Here is a 16,524-nt window from a genome sequence, read left to right as displayed (position 1 = left end):
TCAGAGCCATCAGAGCCGAACCGATGATGATTGGAGTGTCATCACCTGGGAAGTCGTAAGTGCTCAGCAGATCGCGCACTTCCATCTCAACCAGTTCCAGCAGCTCAGCGTCGTCAACCATGTCAGCCTTGTTCAGGAAGACAACGATGTACGGAACGCCTACCTGACGGGACAGCAGGATGTGCTCACGAGTTTGTGGCATCGGACCATCGGCAGCCGAGCAAACCAGGATCGCGCCGTCCATCTGGGCAGCACCAGTGATCATGTTTTTGACGTAGTCGGCGTGACCTGGGCAGTCAACGTGCGCGTAGTGACGAATGTTCGAGTCGTACTCTACGTGCGCAGTGTTGATGGTGATACCACGAGCTTTTTCTTCTGGGGCGCTGTCGATCTTGTCGAAGTCAACGCGAGCCGAACCGAAAACCTCGGAGCAAACACGAGTCAGAGCAGCAGTCAGAGTGGTTTTACCGTGGTCAACGTGACCGATGGTGCCAACGTTGACGTGCGGTTTGTTACGTTCAAATTTTTCTTTAGCCACGACAGTGAACCTCTTGCCTAAAGGGCTGGATTAGCCTTGTTTTTTAACGAGTGCTTCGACGATATTCGACGGAGCTTCGGCGTACTTGGAGAACTCCATGGAGTAGCTCGCGCGACCCTGGGACATGGAACGAACGTCGGTCGCATAACCGAACATTTCACCCAGCGGCACTTCAGCACGGATAACCTTGCCAGAGACCGAGTCTTCCATACCCTGGATCAGACCACGACGACGGTTCAGGTCACCCATCACGTCACCCATGTAGTCCTCAGGGGTTACTACTTCAACCTTCATGATCGGCTCAAGAACTACGCCCTTGCCCTTCTCACGCAGCTGCTTGGTCGCCATGGAGGCCGCTACCTTAAACGCCATCTCGTTAGAGTCGACGTCGTGGTAAGAACCATCAAACACGGTAGCCTTCAGGCCGATCAGCGGATAGCCGGCGACAACGCCGTTCTTCATCTGCTCTTCGATACCCTTCTGGATTGCCGGGATGTATTCCTTCGGAACCACACCACCAACGACCTCGTTGGCAAACACCAGACCTTCAGTGATATTGCCTTTTTCGTCGACGTCTGCCGGAGCAAAACGGATCCAGCAATGACCGAACTGGCCACGACCGCCGGATTGACGAACGAACTTACCTTCAACTTCACAGCCGACGGTGATCTTCTCGCGATAGGAAACCTGCGGCTTACCGATGTTGGCTTCTACGTTGAATTCACGACGCATACGGTCAACAAGGATATCCAGGTGCAGCTCACCCATACCCGAAATGATGGTCTGACCGGTTTCTTCGTCAGTCTTGACGCGGAACGACGGGTCTTCCTGAGCCAGTTTGCCCAGAGCAATACCCATCTTCTCCTGGTCAGCCTTGGTTTTCGGCTCTACAGCAACCGAAATCACCGGCTCAGGGAAGTCCATACGCTCAAGGATTATCGGCTTGTCGATATCGCAAAGCGTGTCACCGGTGGTGACGTCTTTCATACCGATCAGAGCAGCGATGTCGCCTGCACGTACTTCTTTGATCTCTTCGCGCTGGTTCGCGTGCATTTGCACCATACGACCAACACGCTCCTTCTTGCCCTTGACCGAGTTGATCACGGAGTCGCCGGAGCTCAGGAAACCCGAGTAAACGCGAACGAAGGTCAGAGTACCCACGAACGGGTCGGTGGCAATCTTGAACGCCAGAGCCGAGAACGGCTCGTTGTCGTCAGCGTGACGCTCGTCAACGATTTCGTTGTCGTCGGTGCTGTCCGGATGAACGCCCTTGATCGCAGGGATCTCGGTCGGAGCCGGCAGGAAGTCGATGACAGCGTCGAGAACCAGCGGAACACCCTTGTTCTTGAACGAGGAACCGCAGACAGCCGGAACGATCTCGCTGGCCAGGGTGCGCGCACGCAGGCCTGCCTTGATCTCTTCGACGGTCAGCTCACCTTCTTCAAGGTACTTGTTCATCAGCTCTTCGTTAGCTTCGGCAGCAGCCTCAACCATGTTGGAGCGCCACTCGTTAGCCAGATCCAGCATATCGGCAGGAATTTCTTCCTCGCGATAGGTAGTACCCTTGTCGTCGTCGTTCCAGTAGATAGCCTTCATCTTGATCAGATCGATCTGACCTTCGAAGTTATCTTCTGCACCGATAGCCAGCTGAACTGGAACCGGAGTGTGACCCAGACGGTTTTTGATCTGAGCAACAACGCGCAGGAAGTTGGCACCAGCACGGTCCATCTTGTTCACGTAAACAACACGTGGAACGCCGTATTTGTTGGCTTGACGCCATACGGTTTCGGACTGAGGTTCAACACCGGAAGTACCGCAGAACACAACGACCGCGCCGTCGAGTACGCGCAGCGAACGCTCTACTTCAATGGTGAAGTCTACGTGGCCTGGGGTATCGATAACGTTTACACGATAGTTATCGTATTGGCCGCGCGAACCTTTCCAGAAGGTAGTTACAGCAGCGGAGGTAATGGTGATACCACGCTCCTGCTCCTGCACCATCCAGTCGGTGGTAGCAGCGCCGTCATGCACCTCACCCATCTTGTGGCTGAGACCTGTGTAGAACAGGATCCGCTCGGTAGTGGTAGTCTTGCCCGCGTCAACGTGGGCACAGATACCGATATTACGGTAGCGGTTGATTGCTGTAGTACGAGCCATAAAGCCCTCGCAAAATGAATGATGCCGATATTAGAAGCGGTAGTGCGAGAAAGCCTTGTTGGCTTCAGCCATACGGTGTACGTCTTCACGCTTCTTAACTGCAGCACCTTTGCCTTCGGCAGCGTCCAGCAGTTCGCCAGCCAAGCGCAGAGCCATAGACTTCTCGCCGCGCTTACGGGCGAAGTCTACCAACCAGCGCATTGCCAGAGCGTTACGACGGGACGGACGAACTTCGACCGGAACCTGGTAAGTAGCACCGCCAACACGGCGCGACTTCACTTCGACCAGCGGAGCGATGGCGTCGAGAGCTTTCTCGAAGATTTCCAGGGGATCGCTGTTCTTGCGTTCTTTAACTTTTTCCAGCGCGCCATAAACGATACGCTCGGCAACGGCTTTCTTGCCGCTTTCCATTACGTGGTTCATGAACTTGGCGAGGATCTGGCTTCCGTATTTCGGATCGTCCAGAATCTCACGTTTGGCTGCTACGCGACGTCTTGGCATGATAAGCCCTCAAACGGTCTTCAGGTTAGCTCGGGACAGTTGATCCAAAGGACTCGTGCCCGACCTTACTCTTATCGACTCAATAAAATAATTAACTGCAAAACGGCCGATTACTTCGGACGCTTGGTACCGTACTTCGAACGACCTTGGTTACGACCTTTAACGCCGGAGGTATCCAGGGAGCCGCGAACGGTGTGGTAACGAACACCTGGCAAGTCTTTTACACGACCGCCGCGGATCAGTACCACGCTGTGTTCTTGCAGGTTGTGGCCTTCACCACCGATGTACGAGGAAACCTCGAAACCGTTGGTCAGACGCACACGGCATACTTTACGCAGTGCCGAGTTAGGTTTTTTCGGCGTAGTGGTATACACGCGAGTGCACACGCCACGACGTTGCGGGCAGTTCTGCAGCGCAGGTACGTCGGATTTCTCGACGATACGCTTACGCGGCTGACGTACCAGCTGGTTGATAGTTGCCATCTACTAGCTCCACTGTTGTCTTTCGACATAAACAAAATGGCAGGGCGCAAGCCCCACCAAATTTAGGGGTACAAGAGTCTAAAGAGGATCTTGTCCCCAGTCAAGGCAAGGCCCCGGCCTCCCCGATCAGCGAACCCCGACAAAATCGTCTTGATTCGTGAGCGGAAAAGCCAGGGCCCTATCTCAATCTACTGCAGACCTCAGTTACCGCTGGAGTTCAGCGCTTCGGTCAGTGCAGCTTCAACTTCACTTGCGCTTACGCGCAGCGGCTTGTCGGCATCACGACGACGCTTACGCTCGCTGTGATACGCCAGGCCGGTACCAGCCGGGATCAGGCGACCCACGACGACGTTTTCTTTCAGGCCGCGAAGATAATCGCGCTTGCCGGTTACCGCCGCTTCGGTCAGTACGCGAGTAGTCTCTTGGAAAGAGGCCGCCGAGATGAACGATTCGGTCGACAGCGACGCCTTGGTGATACCCAGCAGAACGCGGGTGAACTTGGCGACAAACTTGTCTTCGGTGTTCAGACGCTCGTTCTCTACCAGTACGTGAGTCAGCTCCATCTGGTCGCCCTTGATGAAACTGGAATCGCCGGATTCAGCGATCTCAACCTTACGCAGCATCTGACGCAGGATGGTCTCGATGTGCTTGTCGTTGATCTTCACGCCTTGCAGACGGTAAACGTCCTGGATCTCGTTCACGATGTACTTGGCCAGCGCACTCACACCCAGCAGACGCAGGATGTCGTGTGGATCGCTTGGACCGTCGGAGATAACTTCGCCGCGGTTTACCTGTTCGCCTTCGAAGACGTTCAGGTGGCGCCACTTCGGAATCAGCTCTTCGTACGGATCGCTACCGTCGTTCGGGGTAATGACCAGACGGCGCTTGCCTTTGGTCTCTTTACCGAACGCGATGGTGCCGCTGACTTCAGCCAGGATCGAGGCCTCTTTCGGACGACGAGCTTCGAACAGGTCGGCAACACGCGGCAGACCACCGGTGATGTCACGAGTCTTCGAAGTTTCTTGCGGAATACGCGCGATAACGTCACCGATCGCGATCCGCGCACCGTCCGCAACACCGACCAGGGCGTTGGCTGGCAGGAAGTACTGGGCCGGTACGTCGGTACCTGGCAACAGCAGATCTTTGCCATCGTCACCCACCATCTTCACTGCAGGACGGATGTCCTTACCTGCAGCCGGACGGTCTTTGGCATCGAGAACTTCAATGTTGGTCATACCGGTCAATTCGTCAGTCTGACGCTTGATCGTGATGCCTTCTTCCATGCCCACGTAGGTCACGGTACCTTTCATTTCGGTAACGATTGGGTGGGTGTGCGGATCCCACTTGGCCACGATAGAGCCAGCGTCGACCTTGTCACCCTCTTTAACCGAAATCACAGCACCGTACGGCAGCTTGTAACGCTCGCGCTCACGACCGAAGTCGTCAGCAATCGCCAGCTCACCGGAACGGGACACAGCAACCAGATGACCATCCACTCGCTCAACGTGCTTCAGGTTGTGCAGACGGACGGTACCGCCATTCTTCACCTGAACGCTGTCGGCCGCGGAGGTCCGGCTTGCCGCACCACCGATGTGGAACGTACGCATCGTCAGCTGGGTACCCGGCTCACCGATGGACTGAGCAGCGATAACGCCGACAGCTTCACCGATGTTCACCTGGTGACCACGAGCCAGGTCGCGGCCGTAGCACTTGGCGCAAATGCCGTAGCGGGTTTCGCAACTGATCGGCGAACGCACGATCACTTCGTCGATGCTGTTCAGCTCGATGAACTCAACCCACTTCTCGTCGACCAGAGTGCCGGCAGGAACGATGACGTCCTCGGTACCTGGCTTGAATACGTCACGGGCAATAACACGACCCAACACGCGCTCACCCAACGGCTCTACAACGTCGCCGCCTTCAATGTGCGGAGTCATTACCAGGCCGTGTTCGGTGCCACAATCGATCTCGGTTACAACCAGATCCTGCGCCACGTCTACCAGACGACGAGTCAGGTAACCGGAGTTCGCAGTTTTCAACGCGGTATCCGCCAGACCTTTACGAGCACCGTGAGTCGAGATGAAGTACTGGAGTACGCTCAGACCTTCACGGAAGTTCGCAGTAATCGGCGTTTCGATAATGGAACCGTCCGGCTTGGCCATCAGACCACGCATACCGGCCAGCTGACGAATCTGTGCTGCGGAACCCCGCGCACCCGAGTCGGCCATCATGTACATCGAGTTGAAAGATTCTTGCTCGACTTCGTCGCCGTGACGGTCGATGACCTTCTCTTTCGAGAGGTTGGCCATCATCGCCTTGGAGACTTCGTCGTTCGCTTTCGACCAGAGGTCGATCACTTTGTTGTACTTCTCGCCCTGGGTCACCAGGCCGGAGGCGTACTGGCTCTCGATCTCTTTCACTTCGTCGGTGGCAGCACCGATGATGCGGGCTTTTTCATCCGGGATAACGAAGTCGTTAACACCGATAGAAACGCCGGAAATGGTCGAGTAAGCAAAACCGGTGTACATCAACTGGTCAGCGAAGATCACGGTCTCTTTCAGACCAACCACGCGGTAGCACTGGTTGATCAGCTTGGAGATCGCCTTCTTCTTCATCGGCAGGTTGACGACGTCGTACGACAGACCTTTTGGCACAACCTGGAACAACAGCGCACGGCCGACAGTGGTGTCGACGATACGGGTGTTGGTCACGCTGCCGCCATCACGATCGTTGACGGTTTCGGTGATCCGCACCTTGACCTTGGCATGCAGTGCGGCTTCGCCGGCACGGAACACACGGTCAACTTCCTGCAGATCCGCGAACACACGACCTTCGCCCTTGGCGTTGATCGCTTCACGAGTCATGTAGTACAGACCCAATACAACGTCCTGCGACGGAACGATGATTGGCTCACCGTTGGCTGGCGACAGGATGTTGTTGGTCGACATCATCAACGCACGCGCTTCCAACTGGGCTTCCAGTGTCAGCGGCACGTGCACGGCCATTTGGTCGCCGTCGAAGTCGGCGTTGTACGCAGCACAGACCAGAGGGTGCAGCTGGATAGCCTTACCTTCGATCAGTACCGGTTCAAACGCCTGGATACCCAGACGGTGAAGGGTCGGTGCACGGTTGAGGAGCACTGGGTGTTCGCGAATCACTTCGGCGAGAACGTCCCAAACCTCTGGCAGCTCGCGCTCGACCATCTTCTTCGCGGCTTTGATGGTGGTGGCCAGGCCACGCATTTCCAACTTGCCGAAAATGAACGGTTTGAACAGCTCGAGAGCCATTTTCTTAGGCAGACCGCACTGGTGCAGACGCAGGGTCGGGCCTACGGTAATTACCGAACGACCGGAGTAGTCAACACGCTTACCGAGCAAGTTCTGACGGAAACGACCTTGCTTACCCTTGATCATGTCAGCCAGGGATTTCAGAGGACGCTTGTTGGAACCGGTGATAGCGCGGCCACGACGACCGTTGTCGAGCAGTGCGTCGACGGCTTCCTGCAACATACGCTTTTCGTTGCGCACGATGATGTCCGGAGCGGACAGATCGAGCAGGCGCTTCAAGCGGTTGTTACGGTTGATCACTCGACGATACAGATCGTTGAGGTCGGAAGTCGCGAAACGACCACCATCCAGCGGGACCAGTGGACGCAGATCTGGCGGCAGAACCGGCAGAACGGTCAGCACCATCCACTCTGGCAGGTTGCCGGAACCCTGGAAGGCTTCCATCAACTTCAGACGCTTGGACAGTTTCTTGATCTTGGTTTCCGAGTTGGTTTGCGGAATCTCTTCGCGCAGACGGCCAATCTCGTGCTCCAGGTCGATAGCGTGCAACAGCTCGCGGACAGCCTCGGCACCCATGCGGGCGTCGAAGTCGTCACCGAACTCTTCCAGTGCTTCGAAGTACTGCTCGTCGTTGAGCAACTGACCTTTTTCCAGAGTGGTCATGCCCGGGTCGATAACGACATAGCTCTCGAAGTAGAGAACACGCTCGATATCACGCAGGGTCATGTCCATCAGCAGGCCGATACGGGACGGCAGCGATTTCAGGAACCAGATGTGGGCAACTGGCGAAGCCAGTTCGATGTGCGCCATACGCTCACGGCGAACCTTGGCCAGTGCAACTTCAACGCCGCACTTTTCGCAGATCACGCCACGATGCTTCAAGCGCTTGTACTTACCGCACAGGCACTCGTAATCCTTTACCGGGCCAAAGATCTTGGCGCAGAACAGGCCGTCACGCTCAGGCTTGAACGTACGGTAGTTGATGGTTTCCGGCTTTTTAACTTCACCGAACGACCACGAACGGATCATCTCAGGCGAGGCCAATCCGATACGGATGGCGTCGAACTCTTCGACTTGACCCTGGTTTTTCAGCAAATTCAGTAGGTCTTTCAAGGCCTTTCCTCCTGGCGGAGCAGAGAGCGGGCAATCCTGCCCCGCTCTCGATTCGCGTCACGTGTTATTCGGTTTCCAGATCGATATCGATGCCGAGGGAACGAATTTCTTTGATCAACACGTTGAAGGACTCGGGCATGCCCGGCTCCATACGGTGATCGCCGTCCACGATGTTTTTGTACATCTTGGTCCGGCCGTTCACATCGTCCGACTTCACTGTGAGCATTTCTTGCAGAGTGTATGCAGCACCGTATGCTTCCAGTGCCCAGACCTCCATCTCCCCGAAACGCTGACCACCGAACTGCGCCTTACCACCCAGCGGCTGCTGGGTAACCAGGCTGTACGAACCGGTAGAACGAGCGTGCATCTTGTCGTCTACCAAGTGGTTCAGCTTCAGCATGTACATGTAGCCAACAGTAACCGGGCGCTCGAACTTGTTGCCGGTACGGCCGTCGGTCAGTTGCATCTGGCCGCTTTCTGGCAGGTCCGCCAGTTTCAGCATGGCCTTGATTTCGCTTTCCTTGGCACCGTCGAACACCGGAGTGGCCATCGGCACGCCGCCACGTAGGTTTTTCGCCAGATCCAGGATTTCCTGATCGGAGAAGCTATCCAGATCTTCGTTACGACCACCGATCTGGTTGTAGATCTCGTCCAGGAACTTACGCAGTTCCGCGACCTTGCGCTGCTCTTCGACCATGCGGTTGATCTTCTCGCCCAGACCTTTGGCCGCGAGGCCCAGGTGAGTTTCGAGAATCTGACCAACGTTCATACGCGAAGGTACGCCCAACGGGTTGAGGACGACGTCGACCGGGGTGCCGTTGGCATCGTGCGGCATGTCTTCAACCGGCATGATCACCGAGACCACACCCTTGTTACCGTGACGACCGGCCATCTTGTCGCCCGGCTGGATGCGACGACGGATTGCCAGGTAAACCTTGACGATTTTCAGCACGCCTGGAGCCAGGTCATCGCCCTGCTGCAGCTTGCGCTTCTTGTCTTCGAACTTGTCGTCCAGCAGACGGCGGCGATCAACGATGTAGGCCTGGGCCTTCTCGAGCTGCTCGTTCAGAGCATCTTCAGCCATGCGCAGTTTGAACCACTGGCCATGCTCAAGACCGTCGAGTACTTCGTCGGTGATTTCCTGACCTTTCTTCAGGCCGGCGCCGCCTTCGGCTTTGTGGCCGACCAGAGCGGAACGCAGACGCTCGAAAGTGGCGCCTTCGACGATACGGAACTCTTCGTTCAGATCCTTGCGGATCTCGTCGAGCTGGCTCTTCTCGATCGACAGGGCACGAGCGTCACGCTCTACACCGTCACGAGTGAAGACCTGTACGTCGATGACAGTACCCTTGGTACCGGTAGGTACGCGCAGGGAGGTGTCTTTAACGTCGCTGGCTTTTTCACCGAAGATTGCACGCAGCAGTTTTTCTTCCGGAGTCAGCTGGGTCTCGCCTTTCGGAGTGACCTTACCGACCAGGATGTCGCCTGCGCCAACTTCAGCACCGACATAAACGATACCGGCTTCGTCCAGCTTGTTCAGTGCAGCCTCACCCACGTTCGGGATATCCGCAGTGATTTCCTCTGGGCCAAGCTTGGTGTCACGGGCCACACAGGTCAGTTCCTGGATGTGGATCGTGGTGAAGCGGTCTTCCTGGACCACACGCTCGGACAGGCAGATGGAGTCTTCGAAGTTGAAGCCGTTCCATGCCATGAACGCGATGCGCATGTTCTGACCCAGAGCCAGTTCACCCATGTCGGTGGACGGACCGTCGGCCATGATGTCGCTGCGCTGAACCCGATCACCCTTGCTCACCAGCGGACGCTGGTTGATGCAAGTGTTCTGGTTGGAGCGGGTGTATTTGGTCAGGTTGTAGATGTCGACACCGGCTTCGCCTGGCTCAACTTCGTCATCTGCAACACGAACCACGATACGGCTGGCATCAACCGAGTCGATCACACCGCCACGACGAGCCACGACGCAGACGCCGGAGTCACGGGCAACGTTACGCTCCATGCCGGTACCTACCAGCGGCTTGTCGGCACGCAGGGTTGGTACAGCCTGACGCTGCATGTTCGAACCCATCAACGCACGGTTGGCGTCGTCGTGCTCGAGGAACGGAATCAGCGACGCCGCAACCGAAACTACCTGCTTCGGCGAAACGTCCATCAAGGTGACGTCTTCTGGCGCCTTGACAGTGAATTCGTTCAGGTGACGAACGGCTACCAGCTCGTCGATCAGCTGACCTTTGTCGTTCATGGTCGCCGAAGCCTGGGCGATCACGTGATCGGCCTCTTCGATGGCGGACAGGAACACGATCTCGTCGGTCACCAGACCTTCTTTCACCACGCGGTACGGGCTCTCGAGGAAACCGTACTGGTTGGTGCGAGCATAGGCGGCCAGGGAGTTGATCAGACCGATGTTCGGACCTTCCGGCGTCTCGATCGGGCATACACGACCATAGTGAGTCGGGTGTACGTCACGAACTTCGAAGCCTGCACGCTCACGAGTCAGACCGCCTGGGCCGAGTGCAGAGACACGGCGCTTGTGGGTGATCTCGGACAGCGGGTTGTTCTGGTCCATGAACTGGGACAGCTGGCTGGAACCGAAGAACTCCTTCACCGCCGCCGCCACTGGCTTGGCGTTGATCAGGTCTTGCGGCATCAGGCCTTCGCTTTCAGCCATCGACAGACGCTCTTTGACCGCACGCTCTACACGCACCAGGCCAACGCGGAACTGGTTCTCGGCCATCTCGCCTACGCAGCGAACACGACGGTTACCCAGGTGGTCGATGTCATCGACGATGCCTTTGCCGTTACGGATGTCGACCAGAGTCTTCAGAACCGCAACGATGTCTTCCTTGCACAACACGCCGGAACCTTCGATCTCGGTACGACCGATACGACGGTTGAACTTCATCCGGCCGACCGCAGACAGGTCATAACGCTCAGGGCTGAAGAACAGGTTGTTGAACAGGGTCTCGGCCGCATCCTTGGTTGGAGGCTCGCCAGGACGCATCATGCGATAGATCTCGACCAACGCTTCCAGTTGGTTGGTGGTGGAGTCGATCTTTAGAGTGTCGGAAACGAACGGACCGCAATCGATATCGTTGGTGTACAGCGTTTCGATGCGCACAACCTGAGCCTTGGCGATCTTCGCCAGGATCTCGGTGTTCAGCTCGGTGTTGCACTCTGCCAGGATTTCGCCGGTGGCCGGATGCACGATGACCTTGGCGGTAGTACGACCCAGGACGTAGTCCAGAGGCACTTCCAGCTCTTTGATCCCGGCTTTTTCCAGCTGGTTGATGTGGCGAGCAGTAATACGACGACCCTGCTCGACAATAACCTTGCCTTTGTCATCCTGAATATCGAGGACCGCAATTTCACCACGCAGGCGCTGAGGCACCAACTCCAGGCTCAGGCTTTCGCCGCGCACGTGGAATACGTTGGTGGTGTAGAAAGCGTCCAGCACTTCTTCAGTGGTGTAGCCCAACGCACGCAGCAGTACCGATGCAGGCAGCTTGCGACGACGGTCGATACGCACGAATACGCAGTCTTTCGGGTCGAACTCGAAGTCCAACCAGGAACCGCGATAAGGAATGATACGTGCGGAGTACAGCAGCTTACCGGAGCTGTGCGTCTTGCCACGGTCGTGGTCGAAGAATACGCCAGGGGAACGGTGCAGCTGGGAAACGATTACACGCTCGGTACCGTTGATTACGAAGGTACCGTTCTCAGTCATCAGGGGGATTTCACCCATGTAGACTTCTTGCTCTTTGATGTCCTTGATCGCTTTGTTCGACGATTCTTTGTCGAAAATGATCAGACGAACTTTTACCCGCAAAGGTACGGCGTAAGTTACACCGCGCAGCACGCATTCTTTGACATCAAATGCCGGTTCGCCCAGGCGATAACCGACATACTCCAACGCAGCATTGCCGGAGTAGCTGATGATCGGGAAAACGGATTTGAAGGCCGCATGCAGGCCCACGTCGCGGAACTGATCTTTAGTCGCTCCCGCTTGCAAGAATTCACGATACGAATCCAGCTGGATGGCCAGGAGGTACGGCACATCCATGACGTCCGGCAACTTGCTAAAGTCCTTGCGGATACGTTTTTTCTCAGTATATGAGTAAGCCATCAGCGTTCCCCAGCTTGGTCACCTGCTTATTTGGCCCCTCCCGACGGGAGCAGCCAGAAAATCGTGCAAACCCTTTGGTTTGCGCCACCGCACAGGGTGGTTACAGCACGTTAGAAGCACCGACCCAGTCGGCTGCCAATAACGGAAAAAGGCCGGTGGCAAGAGCCACCAGCCATCAGCCTCAGCTTAACGCTTGGGCTGGAGACACAAAGTCGATGCTTACTTCAGCTCGACTTTAGCGCCTGCTTCTTCCAGAGCTGCTTTGGCTTTGTCAGCGGCTTCTTTAGCAACGCCTTCCAGAACCATGGCAGGAGCGCCGTCAACTACAGCCTTGGCTTCTTTCAGGCCCAGACCGGTCAGTTCACGTACAGCCTTGATCACGTTAACTTTCTTCTCGCCAGCTTCGGTCAGCATGACGTTGAATTCAGTTTGTTCTTCAACAACAGCGGCAGCAGCAGCTGGGCCAGCAGCGGCAACAGCAGCGGTAACGCCGAAGGTTTCTTCCATTGCTTTGATCAGCTCAACAACTTCCAGAACGGTTTTCTGGCCGATTGCTTCGATGATTTGCTCGTTAGTCAGAGACATGACTATAAATTCCTGTATTGGGGTGACAGCCTACGCAGCCATCAAATTAAACATATGATTTTGAAAGGGCTTGCAGTGCCTTAGGCAGCAGCAGCTTCTTTCTGGTCGCGAATGGCCGCCAGAGTACGAGCCAGCTTGCTGGTAGCGCCTTGGATCACGCTCATCAGCTTCGCAATAGCTTCGTCGCGAGTTGGCAGCGAAGCCAACACGTCGATCTCGTTTGCTGCGAGGTACTTGCCCTCGAACGCAGCTGCCTTGATCTCGAACTTTTCCTGACCCTTTGCGAACTCTTTGAAAATACGAGCAGCAGCGCCCGGATGTTCCTTGGAGAATGCAATCAGGGTAGGGCCGACGAACGCGTCGTTGAGCACGTCATATTGAGTGCCTTCAACTGCGCGCTTGAGCAGGGTGTTACGTACGACACGTACATACACGCCAGCTTCGCGGGCCTCTTTACGGAGTCCGGTCATAGCGCCTACTGTCACACCACGGGCATCAGCCACGACAGCGGACAGAGCGCCTTTGGCAGCCTCGTTGACTTCAGCGACGATGGCCTTCTTGTCTTCGAGTTTAATTGCCACGGGTTCAACTCCTGCTTGTTACCGTTTCATCCAACCGAGGCCGGATGTCGTTTTGGTGTCTGATTCGGTAAGGAACCGGGAGCACCATCTGCGTAGGCTTGTGGTTTAAGACTTGCGTCGCCTACGGTCTTGGATAGCCCCCGCCAGGCAGGGACCCCAATCTTTCAATTGACGCAATCTCTTGCGTCAACCTGTGTCTTATACGTCCAGCGAACCCTGGTCGATGACCAGACCTGGGCCCATAGTGGTGCTCAGGGTAACGCGCTTGACGTAGATACCTTTCGAAGAAGCTGGCTTGATACGCTTCAGATCAGCGATCAGGGCTTCAACGTTTTCCTTCAGCTTGATGGCGTCGAAGCCAACCTTGCCAACGGAGGTGTGGATAATGCCGTTTTTGTCGGTGCGATAACGAACCTGACCAGCCTTGGCGTTTTTAACAGCGCCTGCTACGTCTGGAGTTACGGTACCAACCTTAGGGTTAGGCATCAGACCACGTGGACCGAGGATCTGACCCAGTTGACCTACAACGCGCATTGCATCCGGGGAAGCAATAACCACGTCATAGTTCAGGTCGCCGCCTTTCATTTCGGCAGCCAGGTCGTCCATACCTACGCGATCAGCGCCGGCAGCCAGGGCAGCTTCAGCAGCTGGACCTTGGGTGAACACAGCTACACGTACAGTCTTGCCAGTGCCATGTGGCAGCACGGTAGCGCTGCGAACAACCTGGTCAGATTTACGTGGGTCAACGCCCAGGTTTACAGCGACGTCGACAGACTCGCTGAACTTGACGGTCGACAGCTCGGTCAGGAGAGCAGCTGCGTCTACGAAGCTGTAGGCCTTGCCCGCTTCAATCTTGCCCGCGATAGCCTTTTGGCGCTTGGTCAGCTTAGCCATTACACACCCTCCACGTTAAGGCCCATGCTACGAGCAGAACCGGCGATAGTACGCACGGCTGCATCCATATCAGCTGCAGTCAGATCCGCGTTTTTGGTTTTCGCGATTTCTTCCAGCTGAGCACGGGTAACGGTGCCAACCTTAACGGTGTTCGGACGAGCGGAACCGCTGGTCAGGCCAGCAGCTTTCTTCAGCAGAACCGAAGCAGGGGTGCTCTTAGTTTCGAAAGTGAAGCTGCGGTCACTGTAAACAGTGATGATCACAGGAGTCGGCAGACCTGGCTCAAGACCCTGGGTACGGGCGTTGAAGGCCTTGCAGAATTCCATGATGTTCACGCCGTGCTGACCCAGAGCTGGACCGACGGGTGGACTTGGGTTGGCCTGTGCGGCCTTCACTTGCAGCTTGATGTAAGCAGTAATCTTCTTAGCCATGAGGCACTCCAATTACGGGTTCAAACGCCTAGAAAGGCTCCCCGGTTACTTGCGCGTTTATCCCAGTGACGACAAAACCCCACAGCCTTGGGCTGCGGGGTATGGGATTCTCGTTCAGTTATGCCTTTTCGACCTGACTGAACTCTAGCTCTACCGGAGTAGAGCGACCGAAAATGAGCACAGCCACTTGGATCCGGCTCTTTTCGTAGTTAACTTCTTCGACAGTGCCGTTAAAGTCAGCGAACGGACCATCGGTAACACGAACAACCTCACCCGGCTCGAACAGAGTCTTCGGCTTAGGCTTGTCGCTACCATCAGCGACACGACGCAGAATCGCTTCTGCCTCTTTGTCCGTGATTGGCGCAGGCTTGTCGGCTGTACCACCAATGAAGCCCATCACCCGAGGAGTATCCTTGACCAAGTGCCAAGTACCCTCGTTCATATCCATCTGAACCAGCACATAACCAGGGAAGAACTTGCGCTCACTTTTGCGTTTCTGGCCATTACGCATTTCAACCACTTCTTCAGTGGGAACCAGAATTTCGCCAAAGCCATCTTCCATGCCAGCCAGCTTTACGCGCTCGATCAACGAACGCATTACATGCTTCTCATAACCCGAGTAAGCATGCACAACGTACCAACGCTTAGCCACGGGACACCCTTAGCCAACAATCAAGGAAACGAGCCAGCCGAGCAGGGAATCAAGCCCCCACAACAGCAACGCCATAACCAGAACAACAGCCACTACGATCAACGTGGTCTGCGTGGTTTCTTGGCGAGTTGGCCATACGACTTTACGAATCTCGGTGCGAGCTTCCTTAACCAGTACAAAGAAAGACTTGCCCTTGGCCGTCTGCAAGCCTACAAAGGCAGCTACAGCAGCAATGGCAAGCAAAGCGAGCACACGGTACAGGATCGGCGAAGCAGAGTAATACTGATTACCGACAACGCCAACGACCACCAAAGCAACTACTACAAGCCACTTGAGCAGATCGAAGCGAGAGCCTTGAGCTTCAGCTTTAGGAGTCATCTATGAAGATCCTGTGAAAAGAAAGCCAGACACACCGAGTGAATCTGGCAGGTCAGGAGGGAATCGAACCCCCAACCTACGGTTTTGGAGACCGTCGCTCTGCCAATTGAGCTACTGACCTAAAAACAAATCAGGCCGACCATTATGCCGGCCCGATGGAGATATATCAAGAACTTACTCGATGACCTTGGCCACGACGCCAGCGCCGACGGTACGACCGCCTTCACGGATAGCGAAACGCAGACCATCTTCCATCGCGATGGTTTTGATCAGAGTGACAGTCATCTGGATGTTGTCACCTGGCATTACCATTTCAACGCCTTCTGGCAACTCGCAGTTACCAGTCACGTCAGTAGTACGGAAGTAGAACTGTGGACGGTAGCCTTTGAAGAACGGAGTATGACGACCGCCTTCTTCTTTGCTCAGAACGTACACTTCAGCAGTGAACTTGGTGTGCGGCTTAACGGTACCTGGCTTAACCAGAACCTGGCCACGCTCAACGTCGTCACGCTTGGTGCCACGCAGCAGAACGCCGCAGTTCTCGCCAGCACGACCTTCGTCGAGCAGCTTGCGGAACATTTCAACGCCGGTGCAGGTGGTTTTCTGAGTTTCGCGCAGACCAACGATCTCAACTTCTTCCTGGATGCGAACGATACCACGCTCAACACGGCCAGTTACCACGGTGCCACGACCGGAGATCGAGAACACGTCTTCGATAGGCATCAGGAACGGCTTGTCGATAGCACGCTCTGGCTCTGGGATGTAGGTATCCAGAGTTTCTACCAGC

Annotated in this window: 13 protein-coding genes and 1 tRNA gene; all 14 read right to left on the bottom strand. The window is 55.8% G+C overall.

Annotation, left to right across the window (positions count from 1 at the left end; genetic code table 11):
• A partial coding sequence (locus DK261_RS02530) for a GTP-binding protein (protein ID WP_146218503.1) occupies nt 1–538 on the bottom strand: 538 nt, incomplete at its 3' end.
• A gap of 30 nt (nt 539–568) precedes the next feature.
• The gene (gene fusA, locus DK261_RS02525; protein ID WP_009051119.1) at nt 569–2,695 is read right to left on the bottom strand and encodes an elongation factor G; all 2,127 of its coding nucleotides are present in this window, start codon (nt 2,693–2,695) and stop codon (nt 569–571) included.
• A 30-nt stretch (nt 2,696–2,725) separates the two neighbouring features.
• Nucleotides 2,726–3,196, bottom strand: a complete 471-nt coding sequence (rpsG, locus tag DK261_RS02520; protein ID WP_007925959.1) for a 30S ribosomal protein S7 — start codon at nt 3,194–3,196, stop codon at nt 2,726–2,728.
• A 110-nt stretch (nt 3,197–3,306) separates the two neighbouring features.
• A complete protein-coding gene (gene rpsL / locus DK261_RS02515) occupies nt 3,307–3,678 on the bottom strand; it encodes a 30S ribosomal protein S12 (protein WP_003186084.1) in 372 nt (123 codons plus the stop codon).
• Between the two features lie 200 nt (nt 3,679–3,878).
• A complete protein-coding gene (rpoC, locus tag DK261_RS02510; RefSeq protein ID WP_009051120.1) occupies nt 3,879–8,078 on the bottom strand; it encodes a DNA-directed RNA polymerase subunit beta' in 4,200 nt (1,399 codons plus the stop codon).
• A gap of 64 nt (nt 8,079–8,142) precedes the next feature.
• Nucleotides 8,143–12,216 carry a DNA-directed RNA polymerase subunit beta gene (gene rpoB / locus DK261_RS02505; RefSeq protein ID WP_007925957.1) on the bottom strand — a complete coding sequence of 1,358 codons (4,074 nt, stop codon included), beginning with the start codon at nt 12,214–12,216 and terminating at the stop codon, nt 8,143–8,145.
• A gap of 219 nt (nt 12,217–12,435) precedes the next feature.
• Nucleotides 12,436–12,801 carry a 50S ribosomal protein L7/L12 gene (rplL, locus tag DK261_RS02500; protein WP_007925956.1) on the bottom strand — a complete coding sequence of 122 codons (366 nt, stop codon included), beginning with the start codon at nt 12,799–12,801 and terminating at the stop codon, nt 12,436–12,438.
• Nucleotides 12,802–12,881: 80 nt separating this feature from the next.
• Complete coding sequence (gene rplJ, locus DK261_RS02495) at nt 12,882–13,382, bottom strand: 50S ribosomal protein L10 (RefSeq protein ID WP_007925954.1); 501 nt, start codon at nt 13,380–13,382, stop codon at nt 12,882–12,884.
• Between the two features lie 198 nt (nt 13,383–13,580).
• Nucleotides 13,581–14,276: a 50S ribosomal protein L1 gene (gene rplA / locus DK261_RS02490; RefSeq protein ID WP_009051121.1), complete on the bottom strand. Its 696-nt coding sequence runs from the start codon at nt 14,274–14,276 to the stop codon at nt 13,581–13,583.
• A complete protein-coding gene (gene rplK, locus DK261_RS02485; protein WP_003176435.1) occupies nt 14,276–14,707 on the bottom strand; it encodes a 50S ribosomal protein L11 in 432 nt (143 codons plus the stop codon). Before rplK ends, rplA begins: the two co-directional genes overlap by 1 nt.
• A gap of 118 nt (nt 14,708–14,825) precedes the next feature.
• Nucleotides 14,826–15,359 carry a transcription termination/antitermination protein NusG gene (nusG, locus tag DK261_RS02480; RefSeq protein WP_002555501.1) on the bottom strand — a complete coding sequence of 178 codons (534 nt, stop codon included), beginning with the start codon at nt 15,357–15,359 and terminating at the stop codon, nt 14,826–14,828.
• Nucleotides 15,360–15,368: 9 nt separating this feature from the next.
• Entirely contained in the window at nt 15,369–15,737 is a 369-nt protein-coding gene (gene secE, locus DK261_RS02475) for a preprotein translocase subunit SecE (protein ID WP_009045851.1), read from the bottom strand.
• Between the two features lie 45 nt (nt 15,738–15,782).
• Nucleotides 15,783–15,858, bottom strand: a tRNA-Trp gene (locus DK261_RS02470).
• 53 nt (nt 15,859–15,911) lie between these two features.
• On the bottom strand, nt 15,912–16,524 hold a 613-nt coding region (locus DK261_RS02465), incomplete at its 5' end, for an EF-Tu/IF-2/RF-3 family GTPase (protein WP_256597542.1).

This window comes from Pseudomonas sp. RW409 (genome assembly GCF_003184125.1).
GTDB classification, from domain to species: domain Bacteria; phylum Pseudomonadota; class Gammaproteobacteria; order Pseudomonadales; family Pseudomonadaceae; genus Aquipseudomonas; species Aquipseudomonas chlororaphis_I.
This window is presented reverse-complemented; position numbering and strand designations above follow the sequence as displayed.

What these genes read in the sequence shown, in the direction of transcription:
- fusA (WP_009051119.1), bottom strand. Translation starts at nt 2,695, where the DNA reads ATGGCTCGTACTACAGCAATCAACCGCTACCGTAATATCGGTATCTGT.
- rpsG (WP_007925959.1), bottom strand. Translation starts at nt 3,196, where the DNA reads ATGCCAAGACGTCGCGTAGCAGCCAAACGTGAGATTCTGGACGATCCG.
- rpsL (WP_003186084.1), bottom strand. Translation starts at nt 3,678, where the DNA reads ATGGCAACTATCAACCAGCTGGTACGTCAGCCGCGTAAGCGTATCGTC.
- rpoB (WP_007925957.1), bottom strand. Translation starts at nt 12,216, where the DNA reads ATGGCTTACTCATATACTGAGAAAAAACGTATCCGCAAGGACTTTAGC.
- rplL (WP_007925956.1), bottom strand. Translation starts at nt 12,801, where the DNA reads ATGTCTCTGACTAACGAGCAAATCATCGAAGCAATCGGCCAGAAAACC.
- rplA (WP_009051121.1), bottom strand. Translation starts at nt 14,276, where the DNA reads ATGGCTAAGCTGACCAAGCGCCAAAAGGCTATCGCGGGCAAGATTGAA.
- rplK (WP_003176435.1), bottom strand. Translation starts at nt 14,707, where the DNA reads ATGGCTAAGAAGATTACTGCTTACATCAAGCTGCAAGTGAAGGCCGCA.
- secE (WP_009045851.1), bottom strand. Translation starts at nt 15,737, where the DNA reads ATGACTCCTAAAGCTGAAGCTCAAGGCTCTCGCTTCGATCTGCTCAAG.